This is a genomic window from Pantoea sp. PGP6, assembly GCF_053474785.1.
The window spans coordinates 1,367,229-1,379,810 of record NZ_JBQBMA010000001.1 but is presented as its reverse complement, the minus strand read 5'-3'; the positions used below and the strand labels follow the sequence as shown (position 1 = coordinate 1,379,810).

The window sequence follows — 12,582 nt, the reverse complement described above, 5'->3', positions numbered from 1 at the left end:
TCTACTCAATGCGATGAAGAGGGTTTGACGTGGGCCAGCCAGCGCCGCTCCGCCAGACGGAACAGGCTGATTAACACGTAAGAAATAATCAGATACAGCACCGCGGCCAGGCCGAACGCGGTAAACGGCTGATAGGTCGCCGAGTTGATATCACGCGCAATTTTCAGCAAATCCGGCACCGTCGCGGTAAACGCCAGCGCGGTGGAATGCAGCATTAAAATCACTTCATTGCTGTAGGCCGGTAACGCGGTGCGCAGCGCCGACGGCAGAATAATGCAGCGATAGAGTTTGAAGGTGGAGAAGCCATAGGCCCGCGCCGCCTCGATTTCACCGTGCGGTACCGAGCGGATAGCCCCGGCAAAGATTTCGGTGGTGTAGGCACAGGTGTTGAGGGTAAACGCCAGTAAGGTACAGTTCAGCCCGCTGCGGAAAAAGGCATTCAGCAGTTCGGTGCCTTTAACAATTTCCAGTGTGTACATACCGGAGTAGAACACCAGCAGCTGCACATAGAGCGGTGTACCGCGAAACACATAGGTAAACAGCCAGACCGGAAAACTGATAAACCGGTTCGGTGAAACCCGCGCAATCGCCAGCAGGATCGCCAGCGATCCACCAATCACCACCGACAGGATCAACAGCCACAGCGTAATGGCGACGCCGGTAAAGCGGTAACCATCGGTCCAGAGCAGCGATTTCCAGTATTCCTGAATAATATCAATCATAGCTCGCCCTCTTCACGCCAACCGTATAGCGCCGGTTAAGCCACCACAGCACGCCATTCGACAGCGTGGTAAACACCAGATAGATGACGCCCGCCACAATCGCAAAGTAGAACGGTTGCCAGGTACTTTTACCGGCCAGCTGCGTGGCTTTCACCACATCTTCCAGCCCCAGCAGTGATACCAGCGCGGTGGCCTTGAGGATCACCTGCCAGTTGTTGCCGATACCTGGCAACGCATAGCGCATCATCGCCGGGAACAGAATGCGGCGGAACACCTGTGAACCGGTGAAACCGAACGCGGTGGCCGCTTCGATCTGCCCTTTTGGCACCGCCATAAAGGCACCACGGAAGGTTTCTGTGAAGTAGGCGCCATAGATAAAGCCGAGCGTAATGATACCCGCGACCATCGGGTCGATATCAAACTGGGCCATCCCCAGCGCGTCGGTAATCTGGTTAAGCACGATCTGCAGACCGTAGAAGATCAGCAGCATAAGAACGAGGTCCGGCACACCGCGAATCAGGGTGGTGTAGCCTTCAAAGATCATCGCCAGCAGCCGGTTACGTGACAGTTTGGCACCCGCGCCAATCAGCCCGAGCAGCACTGCCAGAACCACCGAGGTCAGCGCCAGCTCCAGTGTCACCAGCGTGCCCCGAAGAATTACATCAGAATAGCCATACAGCATCGAGAGGGTCCTGTCGTGGGGTGGAAACGGAACGCTGCCCGCCAGCAATCGACGGGCAGTTTTGCTCTGCTCAGCCATTCCGGACAGCAGCAGACCGTGCATTGCCGGTAAAGTAAACGCCGCTAGCTGGCGCTCTCTTTTCCCGCATCCGATCCGGCCTGCTAAGGTCCGTCATATTATGGGCAGAGCGACAGGATGGTTAGTCGCCGTACACATTAAAGTCGAAGTACTTCTTCGCAATCTTGTCGTAGGTGCCATCTTTACGCATTTCAGCAAAGGCTTTGTCGATGGCCGCTTTCAGCTCGCTATCATCTTTACGCAGCCCCATACCGGTGCCGACGCCGAAGATTTTGTCATCTTTCACTGCCGGACCGGCGAAGGCGTAGTTTTTCCCGACCGGCTGCTTCAGGAACCCTTCGCTCGCCTGCACTTCGTCCTGGAACGCCGCATCAATACGTCCGGCATTCAGATCCTGATAGACCAGATCCTGGTTCGCGTACGGTGTCACGCTCACGCCTTTTGGCCGCCAGTACTGGTTGGCGTAAGTTTCCTGGGTGGTGCCCTGCAACAGACCGATGTTTTTGCCTTTCAGCGACTCAATCGTCGGTTCGATTTTAGACCCTTTCGGTGCCACTAAGCGCGCGTTGGCGGCGTAAAGTTTTTCCGAGAAGGCGATTTCTTCCTGACGTTTTGCTGTGATCGAGAGAGAAGAGATGATGGCGTCAATTTTCTTCGCTTTCAGCGAGGGGATCAGGGCGTCAAAGTCGCTCTCAACGTAAGTACACTGGGTATGAATGCGTTTGCAGATTTCGTTAGCGAGGTCGATATCAAAGCCCACTAACTGCCCTTGCGCGTTTTTTGACTCAAACGGTGGGTAGGTTGGATCTGTGCCGATACGGATTGAACCTGGTACCGCCGCAAATACGCTGGCAGCACTGGATAAACCCAGCATCAGGGAAAGAGCCAGAACACGCTTTTTCATAGATTACCCTCAAGTGAAGTGCTTTTTGTTATGTGGTACGTGATGTGTTTGCGCAAAGTAAGTTGCATGTTTCATGCCAGTTCTGCAAGTTATTCGCGCACTTAGCGTGACGTCCGACAGCCGAAAACGCTGAGCTTGTGAGGGGAATATAACAGTGAAGTAAAAGAGAAAAAGCGATGATGTTAACTTTTGGTGCATCAAATGCACGAAGAGTGATCCGAGGCGCTCTTATGCACTAAATAAGTGCGCCAGCGGAACTTTATGCACCTTGCCAGCGCGCGAACAAATCTTCTGGCAATTCGATATCAAACTGATCGATGACCCGATTGACCGTTTGATCAACCAGTTGCCCGATGTTTTCAGGGCGATGATAGAACGCCGGTACTGGCGGCATAATGATGGCGCCCAGCTCGGCGGCGGTGGTCATCATGCGCAGGTGGCCAACGTGCAGCGGCGTTTCACGCACGCACAGCACCAGCTTGCGCTGCTCTTTTAATACCACGTCAGCCGCGCGGGTCAGCAGTGAATCACTGTAACTGTGGACGATGCCGGACAGGGTTTTCATTGAGCACGGCAAAATCGCCATCCCGAGGGTTTTAAACGATCCTGACGAAATGCTTGCCGCAATATCGCGCACGTCGTGCACCACATCGGCCAGCGCCTGCACGTCACGTAGTGAGTAATCGCTCTCCAGCCCTAACGTCTGGCGCGCCGCCTGGCTCATCACCAGATGCGTTTCCACCTCAACGACCTGCTGCAAAACCTGCAGCATGCGCACGCCATAAATCACCCCGCTGGCGCCTGAGATGCCAATGATGAGTCGTTTCATATTCCAACCTTGCTCTACCCGGATGCATCATCATAACGCGGCCTGGGGATTTCTGAAAACAAACAGGGCGGGATTGCTCCCGCCCTGCTTTATCTGCCCTAACGCTGGCGCTTAGCCTTCGTTGTGCAGCTCGAGGTTTTCCACCTCATTCTGACGCGCAACCGCTTTTGCATCGTCATTACGCAGCGACTGGAGGTATTCCAGATAGCGCTGGTCAACATCCTTCGTGACATAAATTCCGTTAAACACCGAGCATTCAAACTGGGTAATGTCCGGGTTCTCTTCGCGAACCGCTTCGATCAGGTCATCCAGGTCCTGGAAAATCAGCGCATCCGCTTTGATCAGCTGGCGGATCTCTTCGACTTCACGACCGTGGGCAATCAGCTCGGTGGCGCTTGGCATATCAATGCCATATACGTTCGGGAAACGAATCTCCGGAGCCGCTGACGCCAGATAAACCCGCTTCGCACCGGCTTCACGCGCCATCTCAATGATCTGCTCTGAGGTGGTGCCGCGTACGATGGAGTCATCCACCAGCAACACGTTTTTATCGCGGAACTCGGCGCGGTTAGCATTCAGCTTACGGCGAACCGCGCTGCGACGTAACTGCTGGCCCGGCATGATAAAGGTGCGGCCGACGTAACGGTTTTTCACGAAGCCCTGGCGATACGGCTTATCGAGAATGCGCGCAATTTCCAGTGCGATATCGGTTGAGGTTTCCGGAATCGGGATCACTACATCGATATCCAGATCTTCCCACTCGCGGGCAATTTTCTCGCCCAGCTTGGTGCCCATGCGCACGCGGGCGCTGTAGACCGAAATCTTATCGAGGAACGAGTCAGGACGTGCAAAGTAGACATACTCGAACAGGCAGGGATTGCTTTTCGGGTTTTCGGCGCACTGGCGGGTAGAAAGCTGCCCCTGCTCAGTGACATAGACCGCTTCACCCGGTGCGACGTCACGGATGAATTCAAACCCTAACGTATCCAGCGCCACGCTCTCCGAGGCCACCATATATTCGGTACGGCCATCGGCGATCACGCGTTTGCCCAGCACCAGCGGACGGATACCGTTCGGGTCGCGGAACGCTACCATGCCATGACCGATAATCATCGCCACCACCGCATAAGCTCCGCGCACCTGCTGATGCACCGCAGCGACGGCGGCAAAAATATTGTCGGCTTCCAGCGGATCGTTCTGGAAGCGATCCAGCTCCTGCGCGAAAATATTGAGCAGGATTTCAGAATCTGAGGTGGTATTCACATGACGGCGGCCCTTTTCGAACAGGTGCTTACGCAGTTCGTGGGCGTTGGTGAGATTTCCGTTGTGCGCCAGCGTAATACCGTACGGCGAGTTTACGTAGAATGGCTGCGCTTCAGAGGCACTTGAGCTGCCCGCGGTCGGATAACGCGCGTGACCAATGCCCATGTTGCCCTGCAAACGCTGCATGTGGCGTGCTTCGAAAACGTCGCTGACCAGGCCATTTGCCTTTCGCAGACGGAAGCACTTCAGCGCATCGATAGTACAAATGCCTGCGGCATCCTGCCCGCGGTGCTGGAGCACCGTTAACGCGTCATAGATCGACTGGTTTACCGGCATGAAACCGGTGATACCGACAATACCGCACATGTTGTCATTTCCTCATTAAGCCGCACTCCCGGTCGCATCACCGGGGTAAAAAACTCGACGTGCTTTTCAGGTAATCGAAAAACCACCTGATTATATAACTGAACTCGGGAATGAGTTGAGACTGTTGCCAGTCCGGACTTTTCGAAAAGCCGGTGAAAGTATCGAGGAAGAACAGCAGAGCGGCCACTATCAGCACACCACGCAACGCCCCGAAACAGACGCCCAACACCCGGTCGGTTCCCGACAGGCCGGTTTTTTCCACCAGCGAGCCGATCACGTAATTCACAATCGCACCGACAATCAGGGTGGCGACAAACAACACCCCAATGGCGATACCGTTACGAACCAGTTCGTCGTCAAAACCTGTAAACCAGACTGCAAGGTAGGCGTAGTAATGACTGGCGACAAAAAACGCGCATCCCCAGGTAACAAGAGATAAGGCTTCCCGGACAAACCCACGGATCAGGCTGACCAGAGCCGAAAAACCAACTACCGCAATAATGACGTAATCAATCCAGATCATGAACTCTTCCAGCGCCAGTGCCATTGCACCCCTGCATCCAGTTCGGGGCGCATTCTAACAGAAAAAGAAAACGTTTGCGTAGCGGTTTTCCTGTTCTGCATCCATAAAAAAGGCGATGAAAAAAACCTTCGTCGCCCGGTTGATTTCCCGACGGTCAGGCCGTTGAAAATCGACATTTTTTTACCCGTTTATCCGCTTTAACCCGCCGTGCTTTAGCCCAATTGGCGCTGCCTGTTACTGCTATTGGCAGCGCCAATTGATGGGTTTAGCGAGCGCTGTACGGCTTCACGACGCCGCCCAGCCCGGAGATGCTTTTCAGCTCGCCTACCGCACTTTGCATTTTGGCTTTTGAGGCGTCCGGTCCCACGTAAATGCGGGTGATCTGTCCCTGTACCGGCGTTGATGGCACGGTAAAGGCGCGATAGCCCGACAGTCGCAGCTGCGCGACAATCTCATTCACCTTGCTGGCGTTTTTCAGCGCACCCAGCTGTACCACATAAGCCTGACCGGCTGGTGCGCTCGGTTCGGCCGCCTTCGGCGTCTCGGCCTGCTTCGGCTGCTCCACGGTTTTCGGTGGCTCAACCGTTTTTGGCTTCGGCTGTTCGACCGGTTTAGGCTTCGGCTGCTCAACCGGCTTCGGTTTAGGCTGCTCGACCGGTTTCGGTTTCACCGGCGTCGGCTGATGCACCGGCGGTGGCGTCACAACGGCCGGCTCGCTCTCTTCGGTGGGTTTTGCGCGTCCCTGTTCAGCCGCTGCGGTGGTTTTTCCGCTGCTGCTGCTGACCGCATTACCTGCGCCTTCCGGCGGCTGGGCCGGCAGCGACTGGGTCACCGGCGGCACCATTTCGCTGTCCTGCTGATCGTCCGGTTTCGGCACCAGCGGAATGGCGGCGAACTCTTCTTTATAGTGCTTCTTCTGCCCATCCAGCAGCCCCGGCAATACAATCACGCCGACGGCCACCAGAATGACGGTGCCGACTAAACGGTTCTGAAACTTACTTGCCACGTCCTTTCTCCGTTTCAATCGATTCCATGACCTGTGCCACGGTGTGGAACGATCCACACACCAGCACAATGTCCTGCGGCTGCGCCTGCTGGCGCGCCTGCTGCCAGGCCTGCTCTACCGTGCTGAACGCCTCGCCCTGCGGCAGCCACTGCAGCAGCTGCTCCGCCGTCGCGCCGCGCGGGCCGTCGAGCGGTGCGCAGTACCAGGCATCCACCGCCGGTGACAGCGCCGCCAGCGTACCGGCAATATCTTTGTCGTGCAGCATACCCACCACCGCGAGTACCCGGCCGGTTTTGGGCAGCGCGGCCAGCCGTGACGCCAGATAGTGCGCCGCATGCGGATTATGCGCCACGTCGAGAATCACCCGCGGCGATTCGCTGATGGTCTGAAAGCGGCCCGGCAGCATGGCTAACGGCAGCGTAGCGCGGATCTGCGCTTCACTGACCTGCAGTCCGGACGCGCGCAGCGCGACCAGCGCCGTCGCGGCATTCGGCAGCGGCACCTGCGGCAGCGGCAGATCGTTCAGCTCACCGTGCGCGTCACGCAGCGACCAGCTTTCCGGCTGCTGACGGTAACACCAGTCACGGTCGCGTTGCAGCAGCTGTGCGCCCTTCTCACTGGCTACTGCGGCAATGCTGTGCGGCATATCAGGCTCACCCACCACCGCCGGTTTGCCGGCACGGAAAACACCCGCTTTTTCGCGGCCAATGCTTTCCCGATCCGGACCGAGCCAGTCGATGTGATCGAGCGCAATGCTGGTGACCACCGCCACATCTGCATCCACGATATTGGTGGCGTCGAGCCGTCCGCCGAGGCCGACTTCGAGGATCACCACGTCCAGCTGCGCCTGTTGAAACAGCTTCAGCGCTGACAAGGTGCCAAACTCAAAATAGGTCAGTGAGATATCACCGCGTCCGGCTTCAATGTCGGCAAAGCTGGCACAGTGCTGCGCTTCGCTCAGCTCCTGCCCCTGAACCCGTACCCGTTCGGTATAGCGCACCAGATGCGGCGAGCTGTAAACGCCCACGCGATAGCCGGCCGCCATCAGCAGCGTTTCCAGGGTACGACAGGTGGTGCCTTTGCCGTTGGTGCCGGCGACGGTGAAGACGAAGGGAGCGGGTTTCAGCAGGTCAAGACGTTGCGCGACCTGGCGAATGCGATCCAGCCCCAGTTCGATGGCCTGAGTGTGCAGGTGCTCAAGATAATAAAGCCACGTGGCCAAAGGCGACGTGGCTTGAGGGAGGTGAAGATTGTCCATATGTCCCGTTTTGCTTATTTATACCCGACAGACTGGTGCTGAGGTATACGGTGCATTGGTGAAAGGCGCGACGGGCGCGCCTTTCTATCTCCTGTCAGGCCTCGTTGCTCTCCGGCTCAGTCGTCGCCGGGGCGGACTGTTCACCGTCGTGCAGCGGTGCTGGCAGGTTCATCATTTTTGCCAGCAGGCTTGCCAGTTTGTACCGCATTTCCGGACGGCGAATGATCATATCAATCGCGCCCTTTTCAATCAGGAACTCACTGCGCTGGAAGCCCGGCGGCAGTTTTTCACGCACGGTCTGCTCGATAACGCGGGGACCGGCAAAGCCGATCAGCGCTTTCGGTTCCGCCACGTTGAGGTCGCCCAGCATGGCAAAGCTGGCTGACACGCCGCCCATGGTCGGGTCGGTCAGTACCGAGATGTAAGGCAGACCGCGTTCCTGCATTTTAGCCAGCGCGGCGCTGGTTTTCGCCATCTGCATCAGCGACATCAGCGCTTCCTGCATACGCGCGCCGCCACTGGCAGAGAAGCAGATCAGCGGGCAGTTATCCGCCAGCGCCTGCTCAACCGCACGCACAAAACGGGCACCCACTACCGAGCCCATTGAACCGCCCATAAAGGCGAATTCGAAGGCGGCAGTGACAACCGGCATGCCATGCAGCTGGCCTTTCATCACGATCAGCGCATCTTTCTCGTTAGTCGCCTTTTGCGCAGCGACCAGACGATCTTTGTACTTTTTCGAGTCGCGGAACTTCAGCAGATCCTTGGGTTCCAGTTCACTGCCCAGCTCAACCAGGGTGCCCTGATCGAGGAAGCTGCCGAGGCGCTCACGGGCGTGCATACGCATGTGATGGTCACACTTCGGACAGACTTCAAGATTACGCTCCAGCTCGGCACGGTAGAGAACCTGGCCACAGCTGTCGCACTTGGTCCAGACCCCTTCCGGGATACTGGCGCGGCGCGCAGGCGTAACGTTGCTTTTATTAAGAATGCGTTCAATCCAGCTCATTGATGACCTTTCTGTTTAAAACTGACCTGGTCCAGTCGTCTTGATACTGCTGAAAACCGCTTCAGCAGACGGTAAATGTCGCTCATTAAACCACAACCCGTTCAGACTGTGGATAAAAATCTGGTCTTACCCCTGAGCAAAGCGGCCACTCAGGGCTGCTTCTGCTGCTTTGCCTGGCGGCGATGACGCCAGACTTCAATCACGCCCGGCAATACCGACACCAGGATAATCCCGACAATCAGCAGCTTCAGGTTTTCCTGCACCACCGGCAAATCGCCAAACAGGTAACCGGCATAGGAGAACAGCAGGACCCAGGCCAGCGCACCGGTGACGTTGAACAGCGCAAAGTGACGATAGGACATGTGGCCCATACCGGCAACAAACGGCGCAAAGGTGCGAACAATCGGCACAAAACGCGCCAGGATAATGGTTTTACCGCCGTGACGGGCGTAAAACGCATGGGTTTTATCCAGGTAGCTGCGACGAAAGATTCTGGAGTTCGGGTTACTGAACAACCGCTCGCCAAACAGACGGCCAATGGTGTAGTTCACCGCATCGCCAAGGATCGCCGCAACCACTAACAGCGCCACCATCAGATGCACATTCAGGTCGTTGCCAGGCAACGCCGCCAGTGCGCCCGCCACAAACAGTAACGAGTCGCCAGGCAGGAATGGCGTCACCACTAAACCGGTTTCGCAGAACAAAATCAGGAACAAAATAGCGTAAATCCAGACACCGTACTGCGCAACCAGTTCGGCAAGATGCACATCAATGTGCAAAATAAAATCAACCAGAAAATGGATGAACTCCATAACGCGCCCTTTTAAGCCCTAAAAGTGAATTAATCCGCGAGGAACAACGGTCCCATCGACGGCTGTGGTAACGCAAAGTGGGATGGATAATCCACCGCCACCAGATACAACCCTTCTGCCCGGGCAGTGGCTGCGGCCAATGTCCGATCCTTCGCCGCCAGCAGCGTGGCCATCCAGGATTCCGGCTGATTGCCACAGCCAATCTCCATCAGGCTGCCGACGATATTGCGCACCATGTGATGCACAAAGGCGTTGGCTTTAATATCGACAATCACGTAAGGCCCCTGACGCGTCACATTCAGGTGAATCACGTTGCGCCACGGGGTACGCGACTGACACTGCACGGCGCGAAACGAGGTAAAGTCATTCTCACCCAGCAGACACTGGCCGGCGCGATGCATCTTTTCAGCATCCAGCGGATGATAAAAATGGGTCACGCCCTGCGCCAGCACCGCCGGACGCAGCCGCTGATTGTAAATCAGGTAGCGATAACGACGGGCGGTTGCGCTGAAACGGGCGTGAAACGCCTCCGGCACCGCTTTCACCCAGCGTACCGCGATATCCGGCGGCAGGTTGGCATTGACGCCGAGTGTCCAGGCCCCGTCCGCCCGCTGCGACGTGGTTTCAAAATGCACCACCTGCCCGGTCCCGTGGACGCCCGCATCGGTGCGTCCGGCACAAAACACGCTGACCGGATGATCGGCGACTTTTGACAGCGCGCGCTCTAACTTTTCCTGCACGCTGCGCACTTCCTGCTGACGCTGCCAGCCATAATAGCGGCTGCCGTCATACTCGATGCCGAGCGCCAGTTTTTGCGTCTGACCGTCGGACATGGTTACAGATACTCCTGAACCAGTTTCTCAGCCGTTTTCACCGCCATCAACGCGCCGCCAAAACGAATATTGTCGGCCACTGACCAGAACTGCAGCAGCTCCGGAATACCGTAATCGTTACGCACGCCGCCAATGCTCAGTGCACCGTTACCCGACGCATCGGTGACCGGCGTCGGCACCGAATCCTCTTCGCTCAGCGAGATGTCTGACACCAGCGCCAGTTCGGCACGCGCCTCTTCAGCCGAAAGCGGACGCAGGTTTTCAATGTGGACAATCTGCGCATTGCCGTAAAACACCGGTGCCTGCACGCTGCTGACCGCAATCGGTAAGCCTTCATCCTGCAGCACTTTACGCACCTGATCGACCAGACGGCGTTCGCTTTCAACGCTGCCTTCCGCGTCCACCTGCTGCGGCATCAGGTTAAACGCCAGCTGACGACCAAAGTGATGTTCATCTGCCGGAATGCCGTTCAGCAGGCGGGCACTTTCACCGGCCAGCGCATCCACCGCCACTTTGCCGTAGCTGGAGACCGAGATCAGGTTGGTGACCTGCAACCGGCCTAATCCAGCCGCATCGACCAGCGGTTTGATCGCGGTCAGCAACTGACTGACCAGGTTGTCCGCCACGCTGATAATATTGCGGTTGCGGTAATCGGCCAGCACATGCGGATTTACATCCGGCACCACCAGCGGCACATCCGGTGACAGCGCAAACAGCTCGCTGCTGTCGATGACCAGACAACCGGCGTTCGCCGCATCATCGGCAAAGCGGGCGGATGCGTCGCGGCCGGCGACGAAAAAGGCCAGCTGCGCCTGCGACCAGTCAAATTCTGCCGCATTTTCAACCCGCACCGAGCGGCCTTCAAAACGTTTGATCTCACCGGCGCTGTTTTCACTGGCCAGCAAATACAATTCACCAACCGGGAACTGGCGTTCCGCCAGCAATTCCAGTACAGCGTTCCCTACTGCGCCTGTCGCGCCCAGTAGCGCAATATTCCAGCCGTCAGACATGTTGGTTTACTCCAGACAATGACATAAAAACAGAAGGCGGTGATCTCACCGCCGAGGGATTCGGATTTTTCCCTGCCCGCAGGCCGTTGTGCCAGGGCATCAACTATCGGGAAGAGAGCGTTGCGTTAAAACCCAGTTGGGTCAGCATCTCAGCCGTGCTGGCGTCGTCACAGATCACCTGCAACGAGGACCATTCGCGGCGCTCCTGATACTGCTTACGCAGGCGATCAAATTCGCCAGGCTGAGCCGCCACTTTTCGCAGGGGCGCATCGTCGCGGCGCACATCATACACCAGATGCACCAGGCGTTTCAGCGTTGCCTGATCCAGCGGGCCATTCAGGGTGATTTCACTGAATTCCGGCACCGGCAGCAGGCTGCTGAGCGGGACCTGTTGCGGCTGACCGATAAAGTCACACCAGGCTTCAAACACCTGAGTAGTGCCGCGCGCCTTGCCTTCGAGGGTATAGCCCGCAATGTGCGCCGTGGCGATGTCTACTTTGTCGAGCAGCGCCAGCGACAGATCCGGCTCCGGTTCCCAGACGTCAAGCACTACGCTGAGATCGGCGCGCATCTTCAGCACTTCCAGCAGCGCGGCATTGTCGACCACCGGGCCGCGACAGGCGTTAATCAGAATGGTATTGGGCTTCAGCGCCATCAGTAATGCCGCATCTGCCAGGTGCCAGCTTTTATAGCGGCCGGCTTTAAACAGTGGCGTATGGAAGGTCAAAATATCCGCCTGCTCCACCAGCTGCTCCAGCGAAAGAAAATCGCCTTCGTCACCGCGATCGGCGCGCGGCGGATCGCACAGCAGGGTTTTCACCCCCCACGCCGCCAGCCGTTTCTGCAACCGTCCACCGACGTTGCCGACGCCGACAATGCCGACGGTGCGGTCACGCAGCTGGAAGCCGTCACGTTCCGCCAACAGCAGCAAAGACGAGAAGACATACTCCACCACCGCGATGGCGTTGCAGCCGGGCGCGGCGGAAAAGGCAATGCCCGCCTGCTGCAGCCAGTTTTCGTCGATATGGTCGGTGCCGGCAGTGGCGGTACCGACAAACTTCACCGGCTTACCGGCCAGCAGCGCTTCATTGACCTGGGTCACCGATCGCACCATCAGGCCATCGGCATCGGCCAGTTCCGCCGCCGGCAAAGGACGACCCGGAACCGCCACCACTTCGCCGGTCCGGCTGAACAACTCACGGGCATAAGGCATATTTTCATCGACGAGAATCTTCACCACGGCTTTCCTGTCTGTTGCATTGAAGGCCATTATTCTGGCACAAAGCG

13 protein-coding genes are annotated in these 12,582 nt (G+C 57.3%); all 13 read right to left on the bottom strand.

Annotated features, from left to right (window positions below):
• Positions 1 to 5: 5 nt before the first annotated feature.
• The 13 genes from ACLIBF_RS06675 to pdxB all read right to left on the bottom strand — a co-directional run bounded on the left by ACLIBF_RS06675 (position 6) and on the right by pdxB (position 12,532).
• Positions 6 to 722 (bottom strand): ABC transporter permease, encoded by a 717-nt coding sequence (locus ACLIBF_RS06675; RefSeq protein WP_031376247.1) that lies wholly within the window; start codon positions 720 to 722, stop codon positions 6 to 8.
• Positions 715 to 1,404, bottom strand: a complete 690-nt coding sequence (locus ACLIBF_RS06670) for a histidine ABC transporter permease HisQ (protein WP_031376248.1) — start codon at positions 1,402 to 1,404, stop codon at positions 715 to 717. Before ACLIBF_RS06670 ends, ACLIBF_RS06675 begins: the two co-directional genes overlap by 8 nt.
• A 199-nt stretch (positions 1,405 to 1,603) precedes the next feature.
• Positions 1,604 to 2,386: a lysine/arginine/ornithine ABC transporter substrate-binding protein ArgT gene (gene argT, locus ACLIBF_RS06665; protein ID WP_046288187.1), complete on the bottom strand. Its 783-nt coding sequence runs from the start codon at positions 2,384 to 2,386 to the stop codon at positions 1,604 to 1,606.
• A gap of 259 nt (positions 2,387 to 2,645) precedes the next feature.
• Positions 2,646 to 3,215 (bottom strand): UbiX family flavin prenyltransferase, encoded by a 570-nt coding sequence (locus tag ACLIBF_RS06660; protein WP_069728994.1) that lies wholly within the window; start codon positions 3,213 to 3,215, stop codon positions 2,646 to 2,648.
• Between the two features lie 111 nt (positions 3,216 to 3,326).
• On the bottom strand, positions 3,327 to 4,844 hold the full coding sequence (gene purF, locus ACLIBF_RS06655) for an amidophosphoribosyltransferase (RefSeq protein ID WP_069728995.1): 1,518 nt from the start codon (positions 4,842 to 4,844) through the stop codon (positions 3,327 to 3,329).
• Between the two features lie 37 nt (positions 4,845 to 4,881).
• Positions 4,882 to 5,367 (bottom strand): colicin V production protein, encoded by a 486-nt coding sequence (cvpA, locus tag ACLIBF_RS06650; RefSeq protein ID WP_031376251.1) that lies wholly within the window; start codon positions 5,365 to 5,367, stop codon positions 4,882 to 4,884.
• A 265-nt stretch (positions 5,368 to 5,632) separates the two neighbouring features.
• Positions 5,633 to 6,373 (bottom strand): cell division protein DedD, encoded by a 741-nt coding sequence (dedD, locus tag ACLIBF_RS06645; RefSeq protein WP_089561977.1) that lies wholly within the window; start codon positions 6,371 to 6,373, stop codon positions 5,633 to 5,635.
• Positions 6,363 to 7,631 carry a bifunctional tetrahydrofolate synthase/dihydrofolate synthase gene (gene folC, locus ACLIBF_RS06640; RefSeq protein WP_046288185.1) on the bottom strand — a complete coding sequence of 423 codons (1,269 nt, stop codon included), beginning with the start codon at positions 7,629 to 7,631 and terminating at the stop codon, positions 6,363 to 6,365. The genes dedD and folC overlap by 11 nt, the downstream gene beginning before the upstream one ends.
• A gap of 94 nt (positions 7,632 to 7,725) precedes the next feature.
• On the bottom strand, positions 7,726 to 8,640 hold the full coding sequence (accD, locus tag ACLIBF_RS06635; protein WP_031377194.1) for an acetyl-CoA carboxylase, carboxyltransferase subunit beta: 915 nt from the start codon (positions 8,638 to 8,640) through the stop codon (positions 7,726 to 7,728).
• Positions 8,641 to 8,789: 149 nt separating this feature from the next.
• A complete protein-coding gene (locus ACLIBF_RS06630) occupies positions 8,790 to 9,452 on the bottom strand; it encodes a DedA family protein (protein WP_031377193.1) in 663 nt (220 codons plus the stop codon).
• 29 nt (positions 9,453 to 9,481) lie between these two features.
• Entirely contained in the window at positions 9,482 to 10,285 is an 804-nt protein-coding gene (gene truA / locus ACLIBF_RS06625; protein WP_031377192.1) for a tRNA pseudouridine(38-40) synthase TruA, read from the bottom strand.
• A 2-nt stretch (positions 10,286 to 10,287) separates the two neighbouring features.
• Complete coding sequence (locus ACLIBF_RS06620; protein ID WP_031377191.1) at positions 10,288 to 11,295, bottom strand: aspartate-semialdehyde dehydrogenase; 1,008 nt, start codon at positions 11,293 to 11,295, stop codon at positions 10,288 to 10,290.
• Positions 11,296 to 11,398: 103 nt separating this feature from the next.
• Positions 11,399 to 12,532, bottom strand: a complete 1,134-nt coding sequence (pdxB, locus tag ACLIBF_RS06615) for a 4-phosphoerythronate dehydrogenase PdxB (protein WP_031377190.1) — start codon at positions 12,530 to 12,532, stop codon at positions 11,399 to 11,401.
• Positions 12,533 to 12,582: the final 50 nt, after the last annotated feature.

What these genes read in the sequence shown, in the direction of transcription:
- cvpA (WP_031376251.1), bottom strand. Translation starts at nt 5,367, where the DNA reads ATGATCTGGATTGATTACGTCATTATTGCGGTAGTTGGTTTTTCGGCT.
- purF (WP_069728995.1), bottom strand. Translation starts at nt 4,844, where the DNA reads ATGTGCGGTATTGTCGGTATCACCGGTTTCATGCCGGTAAACCAGTCG.
- ACLIBF_RS06675 (WP_031376247.1), bottom strand. Translation starts at nt 722, where the DNA reads ATGATTGATATTATTCAGGAATACTGGAAATCGCTGCTCTGGACCGAT.
- truA (WP_031377192.1), bottom strand. Translation starts at nt 10,285, where the DNA reads ATGTCCGACGGTCAGACGCAAAAACTGGCGCTCGGCATCGAGTATGAC.
- ACLIBF_RS06660 (WP_069728994.1), bottom strand. Translation starts at nt 3,215, where the DNA reads ATGAAACGACTCATCATTGGCATCTCAGGCGCCAGCGGGGTGATTTAT.
- argT (WP_046288187.1), bottom strand. Translation starts at nt 2,386, where the DNA reads ATGAAAAAGCGTGTTCTGGCTCTTTCCCTGATGCTGGGTTTATCCAGT.
- folC (WP_046288185.1), bottom strand. Translation starts at nt 7,631, where the DNA reads ATGGACAATCTTCACCTCCCTCAAGCCACGTCGCCTTTGGCCACGTGG.
- accD (WP_031377194.1), bottom strand. Translation starts at nt 8,640, where the DNA reads ATGAGCTGGATTGAACGCATTCTTAATAAAAGCAACGTTACGCCTGCG.
- ACLIBF_RS06620 (WP_031377191.1), bottom strand. Translation starts at nt 11,295, where the DNA reads ATGTCTGACGGCTGGAATATTGCGCTACTGGGCGCGACAGGCGCAGTA.
- ACLIBF_RS06670 (WP_031376248.1), bottom strand. Translation starts at nt 1,404, where the DNA reads ATGCTGTATGGCTATTCTGATGTAATTCTTCGGGGCACGCTGGTGACA.
- ACLIBF_RS06630 (WP_031377193.1), bottom strand. Translation starts at nt 9,452, where the DNA reads ATGGAGTTCATCCATTTTCTGGTTGATTTTATTTTGCACATTGATGTG.